The 23,734-nt window shown below is 44.4% G+C and carries 27 protein-coding genes; 25 read left to right on the top strand and 2 right to left on the bottom strand.

From position 1 onward, the window contains the following. Window positions 1-52 precede the first annotated feature (52 nt). From PAENI_RS10565 to PAENI_RS10505, 13 genes are all read left to right on the top strand, one after another. Window positions 53-472: a thiol-disulfide oxidoreductase DCC family protein gene (locus PAENI_RS10565; RefSeq protein WP_149645198.1), complete on the top strand. Its 420-nt coding sequence runs from the start codon at window positions 53-55 to the stop codon at window positions 470-472. Between the two features lie 74 nt (window positions 473-546). Further along, window positions 547-1,455, top strand: coding sequence for a copper amine oxidase N-terminal domain-containing protein (locus PAENI_RS10560; RefSeq protein ID WP_149645197.1), 909 nt, complete (start codon window positions 547-549; stop codon window positions 1,453-1,455). A 36-nt stretch (window positions 1,456-1,491) separates the two neighbouring features. Beyond that, on the top strand, window positions 1,492-1,926 hold the full coding sequence (locus tag PAENI_RS10555) for a DUF6526 family protein (protein WP_149645196.1): 435 nt from the start codon (window positions 1,492-1,494) through the stop codon (window positions 1,924-1,926). A gap of 187 nt (window positions 1,927-2,113) precedes the next feature. Continuing rightward, window positions 2,114-3,277: a P-loop NTPase family protein gene (locus PAENI_RS10550; RefSeq protein WP_149645195.1), complete on the top strand. Its 1,164-nt coding sequence runs from the start codon at window positions 2,114-2,116 to the stop codon at window positions 3,275-3,277. Continuing rightward, complete coding sequence (locus PAENI_RS10545; protein WP_149645194.1) at window positions 3,270-4,511, top strand: TadA family conjugal transfer-associated ATPase; 1,242 nt, start codon at window positions 3,270-3,272, stop codon at window positions 4,509-4,511. Before PAENI_RS10550 ends, PAENI_RS10545 begins: the two co-directional genes overlap by 8 nt. Before the next feature lie 22 nt (window positions 4,512-4,533). Continuing rightward, a complete protein-coding gene (locus PAENI_RS10540; RefSeq protein WP_149645193.1) occupies window positions 4,534-5,337 on the top strand; it encodes a type II secretion system F family protein in 804 nt (267 codons plus the stop codon). Window positions 5,338-5,347: 10 nt separating this feature from the next. Beyond that, entirely contained in the window at window positions 5,348-6,223 is an 876-nt protein-coding gene (locus PAENI_RS10535; RefSeq protein WP_410477463.1) for a type II secretion system F family protein, read from the top strand. Window positions 6,224-6,236: 13 nt separating this feature from the next. Beyond that, entirely contained in the window at window positions 6,237-6,425 is a 189-nt protein-coding gene (locus tag PAENI_RS10530) for a Flp1 family type IVb pilin (RefSeq protein ID WP_149645191.1), read from the top strand. Then, window positions 6,422-7,096, top strand: coding sequence for a TadE family protein (locus tag PAENI_RS10525; protein ID WP_149645190.1), 675 nt, complete (start codon window positions 6,422-6,424; stop codon window positions 7,094-7,096). Before PAENI_RS10530 ends, PAENI_RS10525 begins: the two co-directional genes overlap by 4 nt. Before the next feature lie 60 nt (window positions 7,097-7,156). Then, the gene (locus tag PAENI_RS10520) at window positions 7,157-9,415 is read left to right on the top strand and encodes a hypothetical protein (RefSeq protein ID WP_149645189.1); all 2,259 of its coding nucleotides are present in this window, start codon (window positions 7,157-7,159) and stop codon (window positions 9,413-9,415) included. 18 nt (window positions 9,416-9,433) lie between these two features. Continuing rightward, window positions 9,434-10,426, top strand: a complete 993-nt coding sequence (locus PAENI_RS10515; RefSeq protein WP_149645188.1) for a TadE/TadG family type IV pilus assembly protein — start codon at window positions 9,434-9,436, stop codon at window positions 10,424-10,426. Between the two features lie 24 nt (window positions 10,427-10,450). Further along, the gene (locus tag PAENI_RS10510; RefSeq protein ID WP_149645187.1) at window positions 10,451-10,960 is read left to right on the top strand and encodes an A24 family peptidase; all 510 of its coding nucleotides are present in this window, start codon (window positions 10,451-10,453) and stop codon (window positions 10,958-10,960) included. An 18-nt stretch (window positions 10,961-10,978) separates the two neighbouring features. Continuing rightward, window positions 10,979-12,634, top strand: a complete 1,656-nt coding sequence (locus PAENI_RS10505) for a DUF6382 and FHA domain-containing protein (RefSeq protein WP_149645186.1) — start codon at window positions 10,979-10,981, stop codon at window positions 12,632-12,634. A gap of 28 nt (window positions 12,635-12,662) precedes the next feature. Here the strand turns inward: PAENI_RS10505 and PAENI_RS10500 are convergent, their stop codons facing one another. Both PAENI_RS10500 and PAENI_RS10495 read right to left on the bottom strand, forming a co-directional pair. Then, window positions 12,663-13,568, bottom strand: a complete 906-nt coding sequence (locus PAENI_RS10500) for a TIGR01777 family oxidoreductase (RefSeq protein ID WP_149645185.1) — start codon at window positions 13,566-13,568, stop codon at window positions 12,663-12,665. A gap of 40 nt (window positions 13,569-13,608) precedes the next feature. Beyond that, entirely contained in the window at window positions 13,609-14,073 is a 465-nt protein-coding gene (locus PAENI_RS10495; RefSeq protein WP_042124904.1) for a DUF2621 domain-containing protein, read from the bottom strand. Between the two features lie 172 nt (window positions 14,074-14,245). Between PAENI_RS10495 and PAENI_RS10490 the strand changes: the two genes are divergently transcribed. The 12 genes from PAENI_RS10490 to PAENI_RS10440 all read left to right on the top strand — a co-directional run bounded on the left by PAENI_RS10490 (window position 14,246) and on the right by PAENI_RS10440 (window position 23,732). Continuing rightward, window positions 14,246-15,355, top strand: a complete 1,110-nt coding sequence (locus PAENI_RS10490; RefSeq protein ID WP_149645184.1) for a deoxyribonuclease IV — start codon at window positions 14,246-14,248, stop codon at window positions 15,353-15,355. Between the two features lie 65 nt (window positions 15,356-15,420). After that, on the top strand, window positions 15,421-16,320 hold the full coding sequence (gene purU / locus PAENI_RS10485) for a formyltetrahydrofolate deformylase (RefSeq protein ID WP_042193405.1): 900 nt from the start codon (window positions 15,421-15,423) through the stop codon (window positions 16,318-16,320). Between the two features lie 178 nt (window positions 16,321-16,498). Then, on the top strand, window positions 16,499-17,239 hold the full coding sequence (locus tag PAENI_RS10480) for an SAF domain-containing protein (protein WP_149645183.1): 741 nt from the start codon (window positions 16,499-16,501) through the stop codon (window positions 17,237-17,239). 12 nt (window positions 17,240-17,251) lie between these two features. Next, complete coding sequence (locus PAENI_RS10475; protein ID WP_149645182.1) at window positions 17,252-18,316, top strand: CpaE/TadZ family protein; 1,065 nt, start codon at window positions 17,252-17,254, stop codon at window positions 18,314-18,316. After that, on the top strand, window positions 18,313-19,758 hold the full coding sequence (locus PAENI_RS10470) for a P-loop NTPase family protein (RefSeq protein ID WP_149645181.1): 1,446 nt from the start codon (window positions 18,313-18,315) through the stop codon (window positions 19,756-19,758). Before PAENI_RS10475 ends, PAENI_RS10470 begins: the two co-directional genes overlap by 4 nt. A 12-nt stretch (window positions 19,759-19,770) precedes the next feature. After that, window positions 19,771-20,820, top strand: coding sequence for a hypothetical protein (locus PAENI_RS10465; RefSeq protein WP_149645180.1), 1,050 nt, complete (start codon window positions 19,771-19,773; stop codon window positions 20,818-20,820). Between the two features lie 11 nt (window positions 20,821-20,831). Beyond that, the gene (locus PAENI_RS10460; protein WP_149645179.1) at window positions 20,832-21,701 is read left to right on the top strand and encodes a hypothetical protein; all 870 of its coding nucleotides are present in this window, start codon (window positions 20,832-20,834) and stop codon (window positions 21,699-21,701) included. 56 nt (window positions 21,702-21,757) lie between these two features. Beyond that, window positions 21,758-21,967, top strand: coding sequence for a hypothetical protein (locus PAENI_RS10455; protein ID WP_149645178.1), 210 nt, complete (start codon window positions 21,758-21,760; stop codon window positions 21,965-21,967). A 7-nt stretch (window positions 21,968-21,974) separates the two neighbouring features. Next, window positions 21,975-22,118, top strand: a complete 144-nt coding sequence (locus PAENI_RS31805; protein WP_156113062.1) for a hypothetical protein — start codon at window positions 21,975-21,977, stop codon at window positions 22,116-22,118. Between the two features lie 15 nt (window positions 22,119-22,133). Further along, complete coding sequence (locus tag PAENI_RS10450) at window positions 22,134-22,514, top strand: hypothetical protein (RefSeq protein WP_149645177.1); 381 nt, start codon at window positions 22,134-22,136, stop codon at window positions 22,512-22,514. Window positions 22,515-22,534: 20 nt separating this feature from the next. Next, on the top strand, window positions 22,535-23,032 hold the full coding sequence (locus PAENI_RS10445; protein ID WP_149645176.1) for a hypothetical protein: 498 nt from the start codon (window positions 22,535-22,537) through the stop codon (window positions 23,030-23,032). Window positions 23,033-23,066: 34 nt separating this feature from the next. After that, a complete protein-coding gene (locus PAENI_RS10440) occupies window positions 23,067-23,732 on the top strand; it encodes a hypothetical protein (RefSeq protein ID WP_149645175.1) in 666 nt (221 codons plus the stop codon). Window positions 23,733-23,734 lie beyond the last annotated feature (2 nt).

Genomic DNA, 23,734 nt, shown 5'->3' with positions numbered 1-23,734 from the left:
TTTTGTTTACCCAAAATATGCGATACACTTATCTTTATAGGGAGGGGGAGCTATGTACGAGGAGCTGAACATTATGCAAAATAAGTCCATTGTGTTAATCGATGGGGTGTGTCATCTTTGCCAAGGTTTGATTCGTTTCATCATCCCGCGTGATCCCAAGGCTAAATTTCTATTCGCCCCTTTACAAAGTGAAATTGCCGCTAAGCTAATGAGTGAGGCTGGACTTCAACCTGGGCAGTTGAACACAGTTGTATTGCTGGAGAACGGTGTGTATTATACAGAGTCGGCTGCTGTACTGCGGATTGCACGTAGATTGAGATGGCCTTGGCCTGCTGCGTATATCTTCATTATAGTGCCGCGCCCAATACGGAATACCCTCTACCGCTATGTTGCAAGGAATCGTTACCGTTGGTTCGGGCGCGATGAGCAGTGTCTACTCCCAACACCGGAGATCAAACAAAGATTTTTGTAATCCGGGATTTGGCTAGATGTTATAATGTAACCATAATTTGGTATAGTTAAGGACGTTTAGCGAGGGGGGAAGGGATGTTGCGAAAGGCAGGACTTTATCTATTAATAGTTATGCTAGCTTCTTTAGGTACGATGGGAACGGTATCCGCAGATGCTAAGCTCAAGGTAATGGTGAATAATTCGAGCGTGAATTACGGCGTGCAAATCGTCTCTGGACAGACGATGGTTCCGCTGAAGGCTTTTGAGAGCTTCAGGAATACTTCTATTCAGTGGGAAGCCCGTACAAAGCAAGTAACGATCGTTAGAGACTCCATGAAGATTAAGCTTGCTGTGGGTTCTCGAACGGCGTGGAAGAACTCCGAATCTGTACAACTGGATGCACCTGCTAGCATCATGGATGGAAGAGTTACGGTGCCGCTGAGATTTATTGCGGAAGCTCTTGGAGCAAGAGTAACGGTAGATGCTACTACGAATACTGTCTGGGTTCAGGAACGTGCAAATGCGAAGCTTGTGCAGAATTATAATAGTAGGGACTTGGTAGTTTCCCGCATTGCTGCTTTACAATTCCCGGTTGAAGAAAGAGAACCGTCCCAATTAACGGGTGATAATGAAGCGTTGTCTATGTCGTATTATTTTCCTGAAGGCAGATCTGATGGATATTTCAAAATCTACGGGCATTTTGTATCGTATTATGAGATTAAAGACAACATTAGAACAGTCGTATGGGAAGCAGATTTGGACCATTCAAAAGAGGCTGATAAAACGGATTTTACCGCAATATTCGGACATCCCATTGCGAAGGAATATGGTAAAGCCCCTGTTTTAGCACCATCCTATGCCTATTATTATACGAGTGTATGGGGAAGTCAGATTATTTGCGGAATCGATAATGCAGATGGAACAACTAAAGTATCAGGGAAGTCGCTGAACTGGGAGAACAACAAGCCCTTTATCGTGGCTATTCCCGGCGAGACCAAGCTTTAAGCGTTCTACAAGTCATATAAAATATGGAGATGAATTATGAATAAAGGGAAGCCCAAGGGATTTATGCGTTTTGATTGGCCTTTTCATTTTGTGACGATGCCGCTTGCGCTAATTTTGTTTGTGTGGTCGGCGATTTATGCTGTTCAAGAGATACGTGATGATGGTGCTTTAACGGTGCCATTGCTATTATTCGGGATGTCCTTATGCTTACTTTTTGCGATTACAAGAATTCGTATATATGCGACAAAAAATCAGGACCGCGTGGTGAGAGTGGAAGAGCAGTTTCGCTATTTCCGTCTGACAGGCGAAGCTTTGAGCCCAGAGCTTGAAATAGCCCAAATTATAGCGCTACGTTATGCGGGTGATGATGAGTTTCCAGCACTGTGTCAACGGGCGGTGAAGGAGAAGCTCATTCCTGCTGATATTCGGTCTGCCATTAAGAACTGGCGCGAAGATAAGATGAGAGTGTAGTATCCAGCTAGTGTGCGAAAAAACTTATTGCTGCCTTCATATATATATGCTACTATAGCTGTAAATTAAAGGAATAGTAACGGAAGCACCGTTCAATTACCGTATCCACGGTTATTGTCGGTGCTTTTTTTGCTGTCTTTTTTTGAGGAAATAATGGATTTCTTCTTATCGAAAGGAGCGTGGTTTCATGGCGGCAAGGATTGTGCTCGCAGTGCGTGAAAGTCAATATATCGAACCATTACTGCACTATCTTCATCACAGCGAGTACGGAGAAATGCTGCGTATTACGGCTTTTAGCCGAATGGATGCTTTTATCGAATTTATGAGGGGAGAGGACATCCCGGATGCTGTTGTGGGGGACTCTTCTTTTATCGAGGCTTGGCTAGTAGAGGGGAAAAGCACGGTTCCATGGGCAGTTTTGAGTGAGGATGGAGGTTATCTCGGTAAGAGTGTTAAGAGTCTGGGAGGGGGAGTGATGATTGCCAAATATCAGGCGCTTCCTTCCCTCCTGGGAGCATTTCTCCAGTTATGTGAAATCCAGAGAGGTAGAGGATCTTCTGTGCTAGATGAAACGTTGTTGCTGGGGGTTGTCTCTTCTAGCGGCAACATGGGCAAAACAACGATAGCATTGAATATGGCTAAGCAGCTTGGTGAAATGGGCCTTTCGGTGTTTTATCTGAACCTTGAAAGTGTAGACAGCAGTGGATTGTTTCTTCGAATCCCTACAGGTCATACGCCTGGACTAGAGCGGCTACTCTATGAAATAAAGGCCAGTCGAGGCAAGGAAGAAGCAGATAAGATTGAAATAGGGCAATATTTCATTAGATATGATCACCTCCGAACTGCTGCTTTCAAGCCAGTGATTAATGTGAAGGAAATGCTGCAGATGACTTTGCAAGATACGCTGGATTTGTTAGAGCGGCTGGTTGCGGAGAGAAACTTTGATGTTGTTATTGTGGACACCGGCAGCATCGAGGAAGAGCGTGCGAAAGCTGTGCTGCAGCGAAGTGGGGTTCTACTTTGGGTCCTGAAAAATGATGATGTAAGCATGTATAAGACTATGAGATGGCTGTCGCATTGCACCGCTCCTAACTCTGGCATGTCCCCCCATGTGATGGACAAGAGTAAATTTGTAGTGAATTTTGCAGTGGATCGTTTGGAAGAGTGGGTGCCTCCTGAAGGAATTATCATTGAAGGCGTATGTCCCTTTATCCCATCATGGACGCTGCAACACCGTGAGGAGCTCTTTTTGAACTCTCCACAATTTCAGCAGGAGATCTTGCAGTTGTGCAAGCGGATTGTAGAGCCAGCACTCCCATTAGTTTTTACAGGGAAGAATATCCATGAATGAGGAGATGTTCAGGGCGCTGCGTAGTGAGATTCGTGCAGGGCTTGATGTGACTTCTGCAGTAGGAAACCGTGAACTTACTGGGTTTATCGAACGAACGATTCTAGAAAGTGAAAGCCTCCGTTTCTTAACAGCACAGGAGAAGCATGAGTTAGTTAAGAGACTATTTGACTCCTTCCGAGGGTTGGATGTGCTTCAGCCATTAGTGGATAATCCGGCGATCACGGAGATTATGATCAATAGTCATACTGAGATTTTTATAGAAGAGGAGGGTCAGATTCGTCGTCTTCCTTTGGAATTTGAGTCCAGCAGCAGGCTGGAAGACATTATCCAAACGGTAGTATCCGGTGTTAACAGGGTAGTAAATGACTCCTCTCCTATCGTTGATGCCCGGTTGAAGGATGGATCCCGTGTGAATATTGTACTTCCGCCAGTCTCACTGAAGGGACCAGCGATGACCATACGTAAATTCCCGGAGAAGCCGATGACGATGAATGAATTGGTGAGCCGTGAAGCTTTAAGCCTGGAAGCAGCAGAGCTACTGCAAATCTTAGTAGCTGCTAAATACAACATTTTTATAAGCGGGGGAACGGGCTCGGGGAAGACCACCTTTCTAAATGCATTATCTCAGTTTATCCCTTCACAGGAGAGGGTCATCACAATAGAAGATTCTGCTGAGCTACAGATTGTAACGGTACCAAATCTGGTTTCCCTGGAGACTAGGAACGCGAATACGGAAGGTAGGGGGGAGATTTCTATTCGAGATTTGATTCGTTCTTCGCTGCGGATGAGACCCAATCGAATTGTTGTGGGTGAGGTACGGGGAGCGGAATGCCTCGATATGCTACAGGCGATGAACACTGGGCACGATGGAAGCTTGTCCACAGGGCATAGTAACAGCGCGCACGATATGGTCAGTCGACTGGAGACGATGGTGTTAAGTGCTGCGGACCTGCCGGTAACGGTTGTTCGTCAGCAGATCTCATCGGCGATTGATATTTTCGTACATTTGTCCAGGCTCCGTGATCGTTCTAGGCGAGTGATGGAGATTAGTGAGGTTGCAGGCCTGAAAGATGGAGAAGTGGTCTTGAATCCTCTATACGAATTTCGAGAGTCCGGTGAACGAGATGGACGGGTACAAGGAGGGCTGGTTTCTTGCGCAAACCCGCTTATGCATACAGCAAAGCTTAGAATGGCTGGTGTAACCTCCTACCCGTTATCACAGGCTGGATTCTGAATTCTAAAAGGGGGAAGAGGTAGTGCTTAAGATTAAGTTTGCTGCTGGAAAACCTAAGAAAGCTGATTCCAGAGGCCATTCATTATTGCCGGATTATACGGTATACGAGTTGACCTTGGTACAGAAAACTCTGGCTATTGCAGTAGGTGGTTTGCTGCTGTTTGGAGTGGGATATCTTTTTTATCATCATTGGATACTGTCGTTACTACTTATGCCAGGTGGGCTGTATGCACCTCGTATGCTGCGTAATTATTTGCTGAAAAGACGCCGGAGTATGCTTAATTTACAGTTTAAACAGACGTTATTTTCATTGTCTTCCTCACTCTCAGCAGGGCGATCTGTCGAGAATGCTTTCCGGGAAGCGGTCCAAGACTTACGTATGCTGGACCCGGAGGGGGGCGGCGATATGATCTCGGAGCTAAATATTATCTGTACGCGCATGGAATACGGTCAGCCAGTGGAGGAAGCGCTTCGGGATTTCAGTGAAAGAGCAGGAATGGAAGATATTGAGCGGTTCGCTGACGTGTTCACTGTATGTAAACGTACAGGCGGCGATCTGGTAGAAGTAGTGCGCCGTACGTCTACGATTATTGGAGAGAAGCTGGATATTCAGCAAGATATTACTGTAAGCATTTCACAGAAGAAATTCGAAGCGAAAGCGCTGTTAATATCTCCACTAATTATGGTGATCTTTATGAGTTTGACGTCAGGAGACTATATGCAGCCCATGTACACAGGAGCGGGTATAGCCATATCGACGCTTGCATTAGTAGCTTTGTTTTTATGTTATCTCTGGACTACTAAAATAATGGACATTCCGCTGTGAAGGGGAAGAAATCATGCGATGGCTATGTGCAGTAGTCACTATATTTTTACTTGTTGTCTGGGCTCTGTTACGAATTAAATGTGGAAAAAGATATGACGGATTAAGAGAACTTCCTATGGAAGGATTACGACTTCGGAAGCTGGGTGAACCGCTGTTGCTGCTCATTGAGAAAACCGGCATTGTCAGTCGTTTTCCATCATTGATGTTCAGGATTCAACGTTCCCTGCAGCGAAGTTATGGGGTGCGTTACAGTGCAGAACGAACCCTGTTGTTCATGGGTGAGATGCTTAGCTACAGTTGGTTGTTGCTTGTGGGTGGAAGTTTGATCACAGGGTTTAGCGGCGATCAGACAGGTCTGATTCTAGGTTTTTTCTTGGCGGTAGCTCTACCAGCTGCTATGGTGAGTGATTTACATAAAAAGGTGAGGGTGAGAGAACAGAATATTATGCTCGAGCTACCAGAACTTCTGAACAGCATTGTATTGCTGGTAGGAGCAGGTGAGACTGTACAACGGGCGATTATCCGCTGTGTGGAGAGCCACCGAGGTGATGTTAATCACCCATTGTATAAGGAGCTTAGGATCATGACCAGTGAATGGGAAGGAGGGTATTCATTTCAGCAGGCATTCGAGAATTTTAGCAAGAGATGTGCAGTGCAGGAGGTATCGTTGTTCACGACGACGGTTCTTCTGAATTATCGCAGAGGTGGAGCGGATTTTGTGTTATCGCTACGCGATCTCTCGCGGATGCTGTGGGATAAACGGAAAGCTATCAGCCGAACGCGAGGGGAGCAAGCTTCCTCTAAACTAGTCTTTCCGATGGTAGTTATCTTTTTAATAGTAATCGTACTGGTGGGAACGCCAGCATTCATGATGTTAAAAATGTAGGAGGGTGAAACTAATGATGACGACAATGTTGGGTAGCGTGAAGAGTTTTTGGAAGGACGAGGAAGGCCTGGGGACACTGGAAATGATTCTGATTATTGCAGTGCTGATTGCGGTCGTTCTTTTGTTTAAGGACAAAATTCAGGAAGTAGTGGAGGCTTTGATTAAAACTGCGGGAGAAAAGAGCCAGGAAGTATTCGAGTGAATAAGCTTAAGGAGGATCGAGGCAGCTTTACTATTGAAGCTTCAATTCTACTACCAATGGTCATGTGTATTACAATGCTTCTTCTGTTCTTCTGTTTGTATAGCTACCAGAAGTCTATGCTTCTGCAAGTGGCCTCAGGGGCTACTGAGCGTGCGGCTTACAATTGGGACAACAGCCATAAAGAGGTTTCTGGCTCCTATGCTGCTGGTGAGTATGACTCCCTTTATTGGAGAATTGGAGACGATGCTTTGCTAGCCTCTTTATTCGGCGGAGAAGCTGGAAGTGATGGCGCGACAATAGAGCTACCTGGTGAAGTGTCAGAGGAAAGTGATCTACCAGTGCTTAAACTCAGACATTCGTCCTCTATGATTCCGAATAATATGCCGGGAAATTTGAACTACGCATATTCACTTGCAGGACGGAAAGTAAGTGCTGAATTAAATCGTCTACTGCACTTACCTGTACTTGATGAAGTTTTGACTGATGAGGCAAAGCCAACTGTAAAAACTCAATCTATCATCGCTGAGCCTGTTGAGTTTATCCGTACGGTCGACCTGATGCGTTACTTCGGGGCTAAGTTCAAGGGAGGCTCAGAGGGTACTAGTGGGTCTGGAGTCCACATGGAGAAGAAGGATGCATCCGCGATGATGACCAAGCTTCAGGATAATTGAATATTTCATTGCTAATGGATCTTGTATCTATTGAAGGTAGGGATAAGGAGGGAGGTTTTGATGAGGAGCATCTTTACCAGTTGCCTTATTAGCGGTAAGAGTCGAAAGAAACAGGGGCAGGGTAAGGGCAAAACGGAAGGTTCAGTCTCAATTTTTTTAATTATGGTGTTGGCTTTCGTCTTTCTGTTTACCGCTGTGCTGATTGACTATGCGCGGATTGCTGCCTTCAATGTTCAGGAGGAACGTTTAGCGAGGGCTAGCGTTCGCTCTGTAATGTCATCTTACGATGTTGAGCTACGAGAAAAGTATGGTTTATTCGCCTTTGGAGAGAGTGACGGGGATATGCTGCTGTCTCAGGTACTCAATGATAATATGCATAAAAGTGGTAGGAGTGACGCGTTCAATCTTGTACCCTTCGCTTTGGAATCGTCATCTTTGAAATGGAGCAGACCGCTGGGGAGCTATGATGTTGTGAGTCGACAAATACTGGAGGAAATGAAGTATAAGGCTCCGGTGGATTTTGCTCTGGAATTGGCAGGTAAATTCAAGCCGATGTCAGGAGTAATGGCAGAGGCCTCACGGGCTACTGAACTACTTAGTAAGCTGCAGCCGTTATATGACGAGCGAGAAGAGGCTTTGGATCTTATGTTAGAGCAGAGAAGCCAGGCTGCGGAGAGTGGAAGAAGGTTACTTCAATGGATTATGAATCCGCCTGCAGAGTCCATTTCTGCCAGTTCACTCGGAAGTATGCAATCGGCGGCGGATATTCCCGCACAGTATAGTGACTATCTTGGGAAATATTACGATGATCTTTATCGTGATAGTAAAAAGCCTGCAAAGTACACTTATCAATTGTCTCTATACCGGAGTCGAACTACTGAAATGTTATCGCGGCTGCCTGCCTTATTAACAGCTTTTCGTGAAGATCATGAAAGATCAATGGATGGAGCGAATGAAGCGTTAAAGAAGGCAGAGCAATTGAATGACGAGATGAGAAATATATTGGAACAGTCACGAATGGAGGGGGTGGATCTATCAAATGATCCTGCTAATGACTGGGATATTCCGGCGAGCTCAGGAGAGATAAGCTCAGACCCGCTTAAAAAGCTGCGTGAGCAGGAAGATGCACTGATTCTCTCCTCAACTGATCTAAGTCAGATGGAGAATAGTATATCTATGCAGCAAAGTGTTTACGAGGCCATTGAACCTATCATAACAGGAATGTCGGGTGTGCTGTATGAAGCTTTGAGTGAATATGGTGACTCCTATCAAATGATTTCTTCTGTTCTTGAAGCTTCACGCGTAGTGAATAACTATCTACAGAATTACGGTAAGAAGGGAAGTATTATCGTTAGTGATTTGGCTTTAATCGAACAGCACCGTAGCTCAGATAAAGAGCGTAAGCAATTGGAGAGAGAAGCAAAATCAAAGCTGGGTGAAGCGAAAGCATTGCTTGATAAAATTCGCATGATGGGTAACGGAGTGACAGATTCTCTGAAAAGCTATCAAACACTTCGTCAATATTACGAGGAGAATATTGCTTTTAATAAGGAATTAGTATCAGATCCACTTGTTAAATCTGAAATAAACACTAACCCGTATACTGCTGGGAGTTCGGCGATGGAGGATATGGACGGAATCTATGCAGCGATGGGTGGCATTATGGGAGGAGCTAGAGATAGACTTTTTCAAACGGAGTATTCTGCTCTCTATTTTCAACATTTTGATGTTTCCAAGTTAGCTACTCTAGCACAAGGTTCTGAGGGCACAGTCGAACTAACAGACCAGCTTAATCCTCAAGCGCAAGAGCTGGAATACATTCTTTATGGATTTCATAATCCCGCTGGAAATGTAGCCGCAGCGTATGCTGAAATATTTGCCATGCGGCTGTCTATTCGAACGATGGAAGGTTTTATTGAGAAGGCAAGTTTAGGAAACCCATTGGCTGTTCTGGCCGCAGCACTGTTGTATGGGATCCAGCAAGCTATTCAGGACATGCTGTTACTCTGTGAGAAAGATTCCATACCACTGTCTAAATATTTACCGGCCCAGCTGACTTATCGTGATCATTTGCGTCTGTTCATGATGCTGCATGGAGGCGGGAATGTTCAATTATCTCGGATGCTGGCTCTCATTCGACTGAACACAGGAATAAATCCAGATGAAAGAAGTACGTATGTCTCATCGAATATTAAGCTTGGAATGCGACTATGGTTTCTACCGGGTGTTGTGAAGCTATTGGATTATAGCGCTGGGTATTCTGGAGAAGTGCAAGGCAGTACATATATGAGAGCAGTGCAGGCTGATTTTTCATACTAGCAGGAGGTTGGTAAGGATATGGGGGACGGGTACCGGATTAGGAGGAAGACGCAGGAAGAAGGCAGCATGGTAGTAGAAGCGGCGATGGTACTTCCGATCTTCCTACTGTTTGTTTTGTTCCTAATTTCTATCGTACAGATGACCTTGTATTCAACAGCCTTACAAAGCACAGCATCTGATACTGTGAAATCTATTTCAACGCATATGTACCCGGCAGCTTTGGCTGTGCAGAAATGGGGAGCAACAAGCGAAGCTGGCGCTAATCCAGTGAAGGATGGCACCGACCTATCCGCTGGCAATCAAGCCGAATCGAATTGGACGATTCCTCGCTTGTCACTTACAGATTGGGGCAGTAGTTATGCAATGTCATTACCTAAGCCGCTGAATGAGTGGGTCATGTCAGCTTTAGAGAAGGGCGAGGGACCTCTGCAGAAGCTACAGGCTGAGACCTCTGAAAGTGTACTGGATCTAGCGATAAAACCCCTATTAAAGCCGTATCTGTCATCAGACTTACTGGATTATGATCGAATTCATGTATCCAACATTATCGTGCCTGAGTTAAAGAAGGGTACCCGACCTTACTTTGGATTGGTGGTTAGCTATGAGCTGCCGATGAAGGTTCCCTTTCTAAACCAACGCATTGTACTTGAGGCAAGTGCTGTAGAACGTCTTTGGATCGGGGATACAGGAGAGGGTACAAATAAGGGCAATGACGGCACTGGTCAACCAGAGGATTTTATTAAGATTTTGGAGAAACCGAATCCAGCTGTAGCCAATAAGCAAGGCAAAGTTCGTGCTAAAATTCCGCCGAATGCTTCCGCTAGCTTATCCGTTTTTTATAAAAGCGGGGGAAGCACTGCTAAATATTTAGGCTGGAAACAAGCGGATGCGGACGGATATATCGAGTGGGAGTGGAAAATTGGTGTGAATACCACACCGGGCTCGTGGCCATTTGTAATTCAGCTCGATGACGGTAGATCTATTGAGGTGATGTTCACAGTAGTGAAATGAGTGAAGGGAAAAGGAGTGTAATCCATGGCGGAGTGGGCCTTCTGGGGATGTCTGCCGTTTCTGGCAGCTGCATTTATTACGGATATAAAGTCGATGAGAATACCAAACTGGATCACTGTCTCAGGCTTGCTTGCTGGTCTGCTTGCTCAAGCGCTGATGAACGGCTGGGATGGACTGCTTAAGTCTGGTGTGGGTGCCGCTGCAGGATTTGCAGTGCTTCTAATTATGCATTTGATAGGGGCGGTTGGTGCAGGGGATGTTAAGCTTTTTGCCGGGATTGGGGCGTGGACAGGAATGCTATTTACATTGCAGGTCGTGATGTACTCCGTACTGTTTGGCGCCTTGATAGGCTGGCTAATTGTCTTAAAGAGACGGGAGACAGGCAGGCGTACGCGTAAGATCTTTAACACAATTTCCGGATTTATATTATTGAAGAGTTCATTCCTAATAAGAAATAAAGATAATGAGCTGTTGAGATTTCCCTTTATGCTTGCTGTAGTCCCTGGTACCATTTGCGCTTATCTTTATTTTTAAAATAGGAGGTGGTGATGCTTGTTGTACGGATTATCCCGTGACTTTATGCAGCAGGACGGTATATATATGATGCTTGGCGAACCAGAAGGAATGCCGGTGGGTAAGCTTAATATGGTTCAAGCTCGTATGCTGATGAACACTGACATTCCTCATCATTTAAGGTTGTTACTTAGGGAAATTGATTTAAAGGTTACGATGGAATATGCTGTTCTGCGTAAAAAAATGCTCAGTCATTTGCTCAAAAGTGAGAAGTTGAGCATGACCTCATTTTTTGGATTACTTCTGCAAATTGCGCAAGGGATGGAAGATGGCAGGTTATATATGCTTCGGGCGGATCAGTATGCTTTGCATGAAGATTATATTTTTATTGAAGGATCATTGCAGAGTGGTAAGGTATATCTCACCTATATCCCTGTTCAGGGGAATGAGCCTGTTTCTAGGCTGGGAGAGTCCCTTAAATCGCTGATCATGGTGATGATGGCTTCTATCACAGAGCTTACTGGCAGTGGTGTTCAAAGAGTACTGCAATACTGTGGGGAAGAAGAATTTACACCAGCGGGCTTAAAGGGTCTTCTCTCAGAGCTGTTGACAGAGGGCGACTCTTGTAGAGGACAATTCAGTAGTAACGCAGAAATGGCATACACATCTCCTAAGTTGACAGAAGTACGTCCGGCAGAGCCTGAAAGACGAATGCAAGAGAGAGTAAAGGAACTGTTTGTGAATGAGGTAGCTGCTCCCCAGAAAAAAATGAGTGAGCGGAACGAGGATAAGAGTCTGCGTACGCAGCAGAATTCAGCTCCGTGGTTAAATAGCTATTCCAGTCCGAATCTTAGGGTGAAAGAAGAGGAAAGGTCTCTTCGGTCTACAGACGATAATAAGTTGACGAATTCACAACCCTCAAGCTCAAGAACCTATATTATTCTAGGTTGCTTATTGGTTGATGCATTATTATGGAAATTCCTATATTTGAATAACCCAAAACCGTTATGGCTAGCCGTTTGTGGGATCGCAACGATTGCCTTGGCTGCTTTTAGCTGGATGGTATGGAGCGAAAGGATAAGGTTTGGAAGTGACGAAGAAAAGGAACATACGAGTGAGGATTCTGAAGATACAAACCGGAGTCCGAATCGAAGAGAACTGGAGTGGGATTTCGGTAGGAATCCTGTGACCACTGTGCGTCCAGCAGCATCGATTCCAAAGGGAGATCAGCATCCATCCGACCCTTTATCTAACATTCCGTCTGTGCGATCTGAATCAAGGAAAGAGGAGGATAGTTCTGGAATACCACCAGGTCCAATAGCCCCAACCGCTTTATTATCACGGGAGGAAACACCTGAGCAAGGCAAACGAAATGAGAAGCTAGCTCGAAATGTTCCTTATCTCAAAAGGAGCGATGAGGAAGAGGCAGAGTCGGAAACCATAGCGTTAAACCGAACTAGCTTTATCATTGGCCGATCGGCAGAAGTAGCTCAGTATGTAGAAAGATCAGAAGGAGCTTCAAGAGTACATGCGGAGATATCTAGGAGCCCAAGCGGATACGTACTTAAGGATCTCGACTCCAGAAATGGAACGCTTTTTCAAGGCGAAGCCATGATCCCTTACAAAGAGTACCCGCTGTCAGAGGGGAGCGTATTCAAGATTGTAAAAGGAAGTTACACATTCCACATGGGATGAAGAGTGCAAGTAAAGAGTGTTGATTCTGCTATTTTTGGCTTTTCAAATCTTCTAAAGCGGTTTGAAGTGTAGGGAAGGTAAAGTTAAAGCCCTGCTCTAATGCCGCCGATGGAAGGACGCGTTGTCCTTTGAGCAAGATCTCAGACAATTCACCTACTGCTGTTTTTAACAGGATGGCGGGCAGTGGGAACCAATGCGGCCGGCTGTATACTTTTCCAATCGTTCTACCGAACTCTTCGTTCGTAACCGGATGTGGAGCAGTCGCATTAACAGGTCCGGAGATGGTGGGATTTTGAATACAAAAATCGATTAGACGTACGATATCGGTCAGGTGAATCCAGGATACCCACTGGTTTCCCGCGCCGATGTTACCACCAAAGCCCAGTAAATAGGGAAGCTTCATCTTGGGAAATGCTCCGTTTCGGTTACCGAGCACAACCCCAGTACGCAACTTGATCATACGGATATTCTTGTATGCTTCATCTGAAGCTTCTTCCCATGTCTTAACCACGTCAGAAGGGAAGTCCATGACATGGGCTGGTGATGATTCATTAAAGGTATCTTGCAAAGAGGTTCCGTAAATAGCCACAGCTGATGCCTGAATGACTACAGAAGGTTTGTGTTTCAAACGGGCGAGTAGCTTAGCAGTAGCGGAAACAGCCCAAAGACGGGATTGCATAATTGCTTTTTTGCCGCTCTGACTCCAACGTTGGCTGAGAGAGGCTCCAGCAAGATTGATCAAAGCATCCGCATTTTCCACGGGTGTTGAATCAGCGTGTAGGCTGTCCCATGTGTGGTAACTCAGCTTAGGATGATAAGGTGCAGTCTTAGTTAGATTGCGACCGACGATTGCAACTTCATTGCCTGCTAGTAGCCAGTATTTTGCTAGTTCGCTGCCAATAAAACCGGTGCCGCCACATATCACATATTTCATAAGGTTGGCCTCCGTTCTGAACGCAACATCAAATTATCAATCACTTGAACAAATGCTGGTAAGCAGAGTAGTCGATTTTATTCTTTTCAAGAAAATTGACGAGGAAACGATTGTCACGCCGTGGTGTGGCGACTATGTAACCTTTAATGCAGTGATCACGAGTTACCTCTTTTGCATTACTTTCCACAGCGATCTTACCGATCTCGGCAGCAATGGAATGTTTGGCGATATCGCGAAAAGGGCTAGGCACAGGCTGAACAAGCTGGTCTAAGAAAGCTTTTGATTCATCACTCCAGAGTGAACGACTGCGTTCTACCCAGTAATTTTGCCAGTCCAGCTTTGATTTTCCATCAGCTTTCGGCAACACCTTTAGGAATTTCCGGAACATAAAAAAACCGCCGATACACATGGAACCCAGCAGCATAAATGTCCAGAAAGCGATAGAGTTCATGAACCAATTGCTCGGTGTTGCGGATAATAAACCAAGTCCTGATTGGATAGACATGCATACACCACCTTTTGGCAATGAGTATTCTCACATAATTTAATCTCATATTAAAGTATAGCTTATTTCCAAAGTTTTGCGAAGCAGAACCCAGCATATTGACCTTGTCTAGATTTATTTTTCTGATCACGGTAGAATAGGGGGTAATTCGTGAAGGAAAGAGGGAAGAAGTATGCTGAAAATAGGTTCACACGTGTCTTGCTCGGACAAGGGTCTTTTGACCGCAGCAAATGAAGCAAATGAGTATGGTTCCAGCTCATTTATGATATATACAGGAGCGCCACAGAACACGCGCCGCAAGCCGATTGATGCCATGTATCCGGTTGAAGGAAAGCAAGCAATGAAAGAAAACGGTGTGGAGGAGATTGTCGTCCACGCACCTTACATTATTAATCTCGCTTCCTATAAAGAGAACACGTATCAGTTGGCCGTTGATTTCTTACAAGAGGAAATCCGCCGTACGCACGCACTTGAGGTCAAGCATATCGTATTACATCCAGGTGCATTCACTGATAAGGATGCAGAATACGGCATTCAGCGGATTGCAGATGGCCTTAATGAGGTTCTTGGGGGAACTAATGAAACGGAAGTTCATATCGCTCTAGAAACTATGGCTGGTAAGGGAACAGAGATCGGGCGCAGCTTCGAGGAGATTGCTTCTATTATTGATAAGGTTGAACATAACGAGCGTTTGTCCGTATGTCTTGATACTTGTCACATTCATGATGCTGGCTATGATATCGTTAATGATTTGGATGGCGTTCTTAAAAAGTTTGATGAGATTATCGGTTTGAATCGTCTTGGGGTTATCCATATCAATGACAGCAAAAATCCATGTGGAGCAGGTAAAGACCGTCACACACCAATTGGTTCCGGTTGGATTGGTTTTGATACGATTAACAAAATTGTCCATCATGAGAAATTGACAGGTCTGCCATTCATTCTTGAGACGCCATGGGTTGGTAAAGATGCGAAGAAACAGCGTCCGATGTATGAGGTAGAGATTGCTTTGCTCCGTGGTAACGTAGCGGAACGATTTGGACCGGAGTTTATAGAGGATGTTGAAAAACTGCGTGAGTTTTTTGCTAATAAGGAGATCGATTCCCGTCAATTTGTGCTTACTGTCTGGGAGATGCTGAAGAACGATGCCAAGGCTAAAAAAGCTGATCCACGTGAACCGCTGGAGCGTCTATATGATGAAGTCATCGCTGCCGAGCTGTTCCCGCAATTGAGCGAGGAAGCCATTAATCATCGCTTGATTGCATGGTTAGCAAGCAAGTAAGTGCTCGTTCACGCATAAGTTAGACTTCAGATTGCACATGTAGATGAGAGGATGGGATGAGGATCATGGAATTACACGTAAAAAGAAACAATTCGTCAGGTGTTGAGTCTTATTCCAACCGGGCGCGTATGCTCATTTCTTGTCCTGACGGACCGGGAATCGTGGCGGCTGTATCACACTTTCTGTATCAGCATGGCGCGAATATTGTGCAATCGGATCAGTACACAATGGATCCAGATGGCGGAATGTTCTTCATGAGAGTTGAGTTTGACCTTCCCGAATTAGGAGATCGTCTGGAAGAGATCCGTTCTTTGTTCGGCGGGGTGGCTGAACGTTTCAAGATGAACTGGAAAATTTTCAATGTTCGTCATAAAAAAAGATTAGCCATATTTGTCTCTAAAGAAGACCATTGTCTTGTGGAGCTGCTCTGGCAGTGGCAAGCTGGTGATCTAGAAGCTGACATCGCTCTCGTCGTGAGCAACCATTTGGATATGAAATCGTATGTCGAGTCCTTCGGCATTCCTTTTCACCATATTCCAGTTACAGCGGATACTAAGGCTGAGGCGGAAAAACGTCAGCTTGAGGTCATCGGAGACGACATTGATGTTATAATTCTGGCTCGGTATATGCAGATTATCTCTCCGTCGTTTATTGAGCACTATCGCCACCAGATTATTAATATTCATCACTCCTTCTTGCCAGCCTTTATTGGTGGTAATCCTTACGCCCAAGCGTACCAACGCGGGGTGAAGATTATCGGAGCAACTGCTCACTATGTTACAGAAGAGCTTGATGGTGGCCCGATTATTGAACAGGATGTACAGCGGGTTAGTCACGGTGATGATGTCATCGAGCTGAAGCGGATTGGACGCACCATTGAGCGGGTTGTTCTGGCTCGTGCGGTGAAGTGGCATATCGAAGACCGGATCCTCGTCCATCAAAATAAGACCGTAGTGTTTAAATAAAAGGTTATTTTTCGGCGAGAGCCTATGGTATGAACCTGAGCGCTTTTACCGGAACTCTATAATCTAATAGCTCTCTAAATCTCTACAGGTAAAAAAGAATTTTACCAGCAGCTTGGCTATTTACGCCAAGTTGCTTTTTGTCGTTTTTCAAAACTGTGTTTTTGAGGAGGTGGAAGGCTTGGCTTTACAGCGTAGGCAACTGTTGAAACGCAATTATTTCTTCGCAAGTCTCATTTTGATTACTGGAGTCGGCGGATTGCTAGGCTATGATCTCTACTTCAAGCCCTACGTACTATCCCGAACTGTGGTCAAAATCAAGGTGGAAGGCGGGGAGCTTCTTCCAAAAAACTATGAGCTGAAAGCAAGTGATTTATATCTGGATTCTGTTCAGACCAAGGATATACCTTCAGGTGTAATTACAGAAATCGCACAAGTGGAGCACAAAATTACGAATGTAAATCTGACCAACGGAAGTATTTTGACGGCATCCTTAGTGGATGTTAGTGATTTAGAACCTCTCAAAGATGAAGGGATTTTTCCTATACCAAAGGAAGCGATCTATGCCATCAATGGTTCACTGCGCAGCCGGGATAAGGTAGATATTTATCTTGTTGATGGAGACCGAGAGAGGCAGAGTGAATCGCTTAGCCCAAACAAGAAGGAAGAGGAGGAACTGATCGTGCAGAGCTCAATTAGTGAACCTGCAAAGGAGGTGTTTATATCTGGAGTCACCGTGAATTATGTGCGAACAGAAGACAATAATGATGTGCTGGATTCAGAAAAGGGAAACAACAATAATCGGTTCACTTCGACTGGCAAGGTGGCGACACCAGAATTGAAGCTGAAGAAAAGTGATGGCGAGCGGCTCGGACAATTTTTGGAGCAGGGAAAGAAGCTGTGGATCGTACGGGTCGAGTAGGAGGGAAGAGTCTTGAAAATATTTAGTCTAGGCATAGATCAGTTAACCATTAATGATATCAAAAATGCAGGATTTATTGTAATTACACAAAGCGTACTTCCTGATCCATCTCATGCAGAGGGCCATATGCTAATGGTTACCAGTGACCAGATTCAAGCTCAGTCACTTAGCGAACTGCGCCGGAATTATCCGAGCTCAATGATCCTATATGTATATTTGCAAAAGGGAATCAGTGGTTACCAAGCTGTACATATGCTGTGTGAAAGCTTAGGGATCTATTTTATCCCTCCTCGTTCTACCTCGTCAGTGGTGATAGAGAAGATTCGCTTTATTCTAGACGAGGACGGGGAGGAACGAAGTAATCTGGTTGGTTTTTTTGGATCTGGTCCGGGGATCGGCTGCACTAGTGTAGCCAAACTGTTCGCAAGACGAATTGCCGCGGCAGGCCTTCGTGTTATTGTCCTTGGACTTGATTTATATGATCCCGGATATGACCGCAAAGCGACCATTAGTCTGGATAGGCTTCGATCAAGGCTCACAGGGAAGATGATTCATGATGAGGATTTTGAGCAATTGATTAAGCAAGATGGTTACTCGTATCTCCCAGGCAATTACGATTACTTGAGTGCACAAGATTATCAGGAGGATGAGATTGAATATTTTTTGGCTAGAGCTGGGGCAAATGCAGATGTGGTTATTGCTGACTTCGGCTCTATTCCGGAAAGTGCAGCATGGTATGTCGGAATGCACAAATCGGCACTGCGTATGATCGTCACTCATCCAAAGCATGAATACAGACTCGAACCTCTACTAGAGCTTGCTGGGCATATGGATCTACGTCCACATGATTTTCAACTGATTATTAACCGCAGTAATGTGGAAGAAATATCTTCTCCTAAAAATCTAGCGCTTCGCTTCGGGACTGAAATCTTGCTGGAGCTGCCGTATTACCAGCCCTTGCAGGAAAGCTTACCTTTAGGCAAAAAAGAGCTGCAGCATGTGGATGATAAGGTACATTCTTTGCTCGTGTCCATAAGCCTGGCGCCAGAAGCTAAAAAGAAAGGTATATTCCTATGAATGGAAATCAACCGAGCCGTCCGTTGTTCTCTTTAAAACAAAGTATCCTACGCATGAGCAAACCGGGCAAGGAAGACTTTTATGCATTTTTACAAAAAATGAAAAACGATATGAACGAAGGGCTGGAACGTGAGGATGATGCTTACTTCGAGTTAAATGCGAAGGCGCTAATTGGAGATCCGCAGGCGGTTAGCTTTTTTATGAATGAGATAGAGAAATACTTGAGGAAGACACCCTTTACGGGCAAGGTTCCAGAAGCATACAGAACGGCTGCAGAAGCGCTCTATCATGAATGGAAGGGTTTTGGTCCGGCGTATCGTTGGTTTACTGATCGTGCATACAGTGAATCAACCGGGCTACAGATGATCGGAAAGCAGATCTTTTATAACCATAAAGGTGAGTTTGTAGCTTATCCATATGAGATGCCATCGTTAGATCGAGTCGAGCAGTTGAAACGTTCCTTGTTAAAAAGTGATCCTAATAAAAAGCTGAATAAGGATAATCCTTCGGTGGAGTTTAAAATGGATGATCCACTCTGGCCTGGGCGATTTATCCGGCTTGCGATATGGGTATCACCGAGAGTTTGGGATGGCTTTACTACCATATCTCTGCGGCGGCAGGTTGTAGAGTTTTTGAGTCTAGAAGATCAGGCGGGTACGGAATGTATTCCTGCGGAAGCGGTTGAAATGATTCGGGCGTTATCGTCTACCTTTCGCAATACCATTATTGCGGGCGCTGTAGGCTCGGGAAAAACAACCTTTGCAAATACGATCGTCGGTGAGCAACTGCTCGGATCTTCATCCTGTATGGGTGTAGTAATGATAGAAAAGCATCCGGAGTCGATTTTACCTTACCAGATTAAAGGGCACCGAATTATTCCAATCCAGGCTGCGAACGAGGAATTGATGGAGGTAGGGGTAGAATCGCTGCGGCATGACCCAAACATTTTGTATATGACGGAAATGCGTTATAACGAATGGGAATTTTATCTGTGGAGTGGGGAAAAAGGGTATGACGGCATCACCGGTACCTTCCACACTGTTGATTCGGAGGATATTCCTTATCAAGGCGCTTTTGCCGTGTCGACAAGGATTGGTGGGAGCCTTAAGGGGCATTTGATCTCTGCACTGAAATCGTGCGAGCTGGTTTTTATTTTGGAAAGTGTTCCGAACGGGAAGAAGCGGTTAACGCGAATATCGGAAGTCTTTTATGACGAGGAAAAGAACTCTGTATTTGCGAATGATCTGATGAGCTGGGAACCCCAGAAGATGTGTTGGTCCTATAATGACAGGCTGACGAAGAACCTGATTCTGAAGATGACTAGGAAAAATGAGCAGGCAACACAGTTGCTCCAGAAAGAGCTGGGACAGCTTGCAGCAGCAAAACCAATGGATCAGCCTATCAAAGAAAGCTTGAAATCTAAGATCATTCTTAACGAGTGAGGAGGTGAAACCGTGGATTTATTATTGTATATTCTTCGTTTTGTCCTTCATTTGTTAATTGTATGGGGAATTTGGTTGCTCATTAAACCGCTAATCGAACGGCATTTACGACAGGTAGGTCAGAAAGTCGATTTTCGTATTAAACATAAAATGAGTATTTTTGGCAAAAGAGTTAGCTCGGTAAAAAAAAGGCTATGGCTCTACCGTCATCTAGATAATCTTTTATATTTCGTACACCGAAAATATGAGCCGGGAATTAGCGTTATGCGTTTTATGACACGTACAGCAATAGTGTTTATCGCGGTTTTTCTATCAGGTCTACTGACGCTAAGCGAGCTTCCTGGACAATTGAGTTTTAACAATCCTTTTCTGGAAGGGATAACTTTTAACGAAGGGCGTTCGATTCAGGGGGCTTGGAGATTTCCACTTTTTATGGCTGTGATTTCTGCATCGATTCCTTATTTTCGTATGAGATACATCTACGCGCAGAGGAAGGTGCATGGAAGCTATGATTTACTCGATGTAGTCAAAATCTCCACCAAATTCACTCACTTGTCGGTAGATTCCGTTCTCGATCGGACAGCGGACTTTCTTACGGATAAGAATGTGCTGAAGGGTCCTTTGAAACTGCTAGGGGCTGCATTTTCCAATTACAGTAATGAGAAGGAGCTTGTTGAGGAAGCCGGGAGATTTTCCAATGCGATTGGCACTACCTTCGCCCTAGAATTTATATCGGATCTGCTCTATGCCGAGAAGGAAGGGACCCGTTATTTAAAAAGCTCGCTGATGCTGTTAAATCGTTCTATGGAGCAACAGAGGGAAACCATTTTGACTGTAAAAGCGGGAAGTAGAGATGCGATTAGCCTTGGCTTATACGGGAATCTTTTGGTGCTGGTATCAACGGTTGGAACCTTTATGTACATGCTGAAGCCTGATATCTATTTCCAATTGCAGTTTGAGACTACAGTAGGACTTTCTTTTTTGATGGTGATCGTCTCCGGTCTTTTTATTTCTTTTGTGATCAGCACTATTCTCGCCAGACCTAAACTGGACTACCACTAAGGTGATGAGCTATGGACAGATTGTTACTATTAGTTACTGTAATCGGGATTGTTTATGTCGCATTACTTGTCTTTGTAAGCAGTAGTAGTAAACAGGAAAGATATCTTGTCCGATTAGGACTACGGTGGAATGAGCTTGGGGAACGGGTGCAGGGGGATAGACTTCAGCAATTATTAAATGATTCTGGTTTATCGATTGCGGCCCGTAAAATTACGCTTTTCCGTTACTCTGCAGCGCTGATTTATTTAATAACTCAAGTCGTCAGTGATTTCATTCGTTCTAATTCTTTTTCTATTTATGACCCTCTAATTGCTCTACTTATTCTCGTAATCAGCAGTCCGATGCGCTATCTTCCGTTTGGCTGGGTGCTTGCATGGCTTCATCAAAAAACGGTTATTAAAAAAGACGGTGAGCTGATCTCTTTCATCCGTCTATACGAGAATAATCGGCTACGCAAGCGCGGATATGCGCAATTTGGCACTTTTTGCGGGAGTACGGCTGGACATTTTCAATATATACGTCAGGATCTGTACGAGTTGTCAGAACGAGCAGTAGATGAGGGTGTGGAGGGGGCGATTGAATGGTTTTGTGCAAAGTTTCCGGATAATCATAGTTTTATTAATGACATTCGGTCTATTTTGCTGGCTACTGAGGGTATGGATGACGACACAGAAGCGGCGAATTATTTGCGTGAGCAAGGTAAGATTATCTCCAAAATCTCCAGCGATCAGTATTTGAAAAAGTGGTCTTTTATCGGTGATCTATCTACGATCATTAATGTTATCCCATCGATTGCTACTTTTTTGATGATCGTCGCGATGGCGATGCAGTACATTTTACTGATCAAAGGGAATTTTAATGGGGTCGGCATGTTCCAGTGAAAAATTGTATATTCAATATTATTTTAAAAATATAAAATAAAAGGGAGATTTTAACAATGAAAAAGGACGCTATTTCTACAGGTTTGTTTATTGCTATCGGATTTTTATGTGTGGCCATCGTAATTGCCGTTTTGATTCCTGTAGTTCGAGATGTAATTGATGCTACGGATGATAATAAACCGACGATTCCGGGTGTGACTTTTATTCAACCGCTGGATTCCAGCCAATCTGCAACTGCTCGGGTCTTAACCCATACTTCGGTTTAATTCCATTATGAAAAAAGACTCTATCTCCATAGCAATGTTTCTGGCTATTGGCTTTGTGATCGCAGGGATGTTTATCACAGTAGCTACGCATATCATTGGCAGCAGTCAAGACGATATCATCACACATACTAAGCAAGTAGAGCAATATTAGAAGGAGGCGTTTCTATTGAAGGAGACCGTCCTCCGGGCATTACTCATGTGGCTTGTCCTGTTTATTATCCTGCAGCCCATATTCACCTATATTGATTATCTGCTAGATTTACAGGTCAAAGCTAATACGTCTTACATCACACAAAAAGCCGCAACGGAGGGGATGGTCACAGCGTCTATGCGGAACGAAGTGATTTCAAATCTGAAGGCGATTGGGTTCTCAGAGGATTCTATAGAAATTACGAGCAGTACGGATACCATTCAAGAACGCAAACAACGAATTGATGTGTATGTAACAGCACCACGGATAAATTTGTTTCCGTATAACTTTTCCGCAGTTTCGCAGCCGACCCGGTATTATGGGCATGGGTCAATATTGAGTGAATATCTCGATTGATTAAGGGATGAGCCTAATTTATGGATTACATTATTAAGCTGGCATTTGTCCTACTGATCTTTATCTACTCCTGGTTCTTTCAGATCCAGAATCAGGAGTGGGACATGCTGCGCAGCATGCTAAAAGATGCAAACAATATCGCTGTTCATGATGCCGCGCAGGAATTAGATGAAACTGAAATCACACGAGGTCGTCTAATTATCGATCCCGCGCTTGCTTACGATACTTTTCAACATACCTTGCAGGCGAATCTTGGGCTTGATAACGGCCTTTCTCCCCAAGTAGGCAGCCGTTTTAAAAATCAAGTAAAGATCGTGAAGTTTGATATTGTTGATGATTCCGATGGAGTAACATTTCCGCTTTTATACGAGGATAGTGAATTTGGCATTACCAAATACATAGAGGGTCCCTCGGTTATTGCCGTCATTGAGACGGAACATCCGCTGCTGATCTCCAGAGCCAAAACACAAGAGCCAATCAGAGTACCAGCAGTTCAGGAGTATAAGTTCAATAAGTAGGAAAAATCCAATTGAGACTAGGGAGAGATTTGGGATGAAGAAGAGAGTTGTAAAGGCGACTTTGGTATCGGCAATGTTATTTAGCGTGGTTTTGGGGCAGGGAGTGGTTGCAAAAGCGGAAACGGTTACATCAGTAGTTACGGCTAAGCCAACCACATCCGCGGTACCCACAGCAACCGTGAAACCTATAGCAACGCCAACGCCTATTATGAGAGATAATCTGAGTAAATTTGGATTGAAGAAAGACTTGGAGCTGCCTGTGACGATCAGCGCTGGAGGATTAACGTACACGTTAGAAAAGCTGATGTTTTACGATGTAAAGTCTAAAGAAGCACAGTCTCTAATGAAGATGTATGGTTATTCAGATCGAATTTATAAGACACCTACTAAATATATGGTATGGACTAAACTCACCATTGAAAATAAGGGTAGTAAAGTGATTCAAGTAAGTTCTGTAGATTTGAATCCAAAATGGAATATAAAAGTGGATGGTAATATTCTTCTTGGACCTGCACCTGGAACTAAAATATTAGAGTTGAACAATAAGGAAGCATTGTGGGATTGGGTGTTGAAACCGGGTCAAAAGCTATCTAGCTATCAGATGTATGGGTACATTAAAGACCCTTCAGTTATTTCTATATACGTTAATCTTGGAGGCGATTTTGAAGAAAAATACATTGTTAAACGTCCAGGGGAGTAATT

It is taken from the genome of Paenibacillus sp. B2(2019) (genome assembly GCF_008370385.1).
Taxonomy (GTDB): domain Bacteria; phylum Bacillota; class Bacilli; order Paenibacillales; family Paenibacillaceae; genus Paenibacillus_AQ.
The sequence above is the reverse complement of the archived record's forward strand: the minus strand, read 5'-3'. Positions and strand labels throughout refer to the sequence as shown.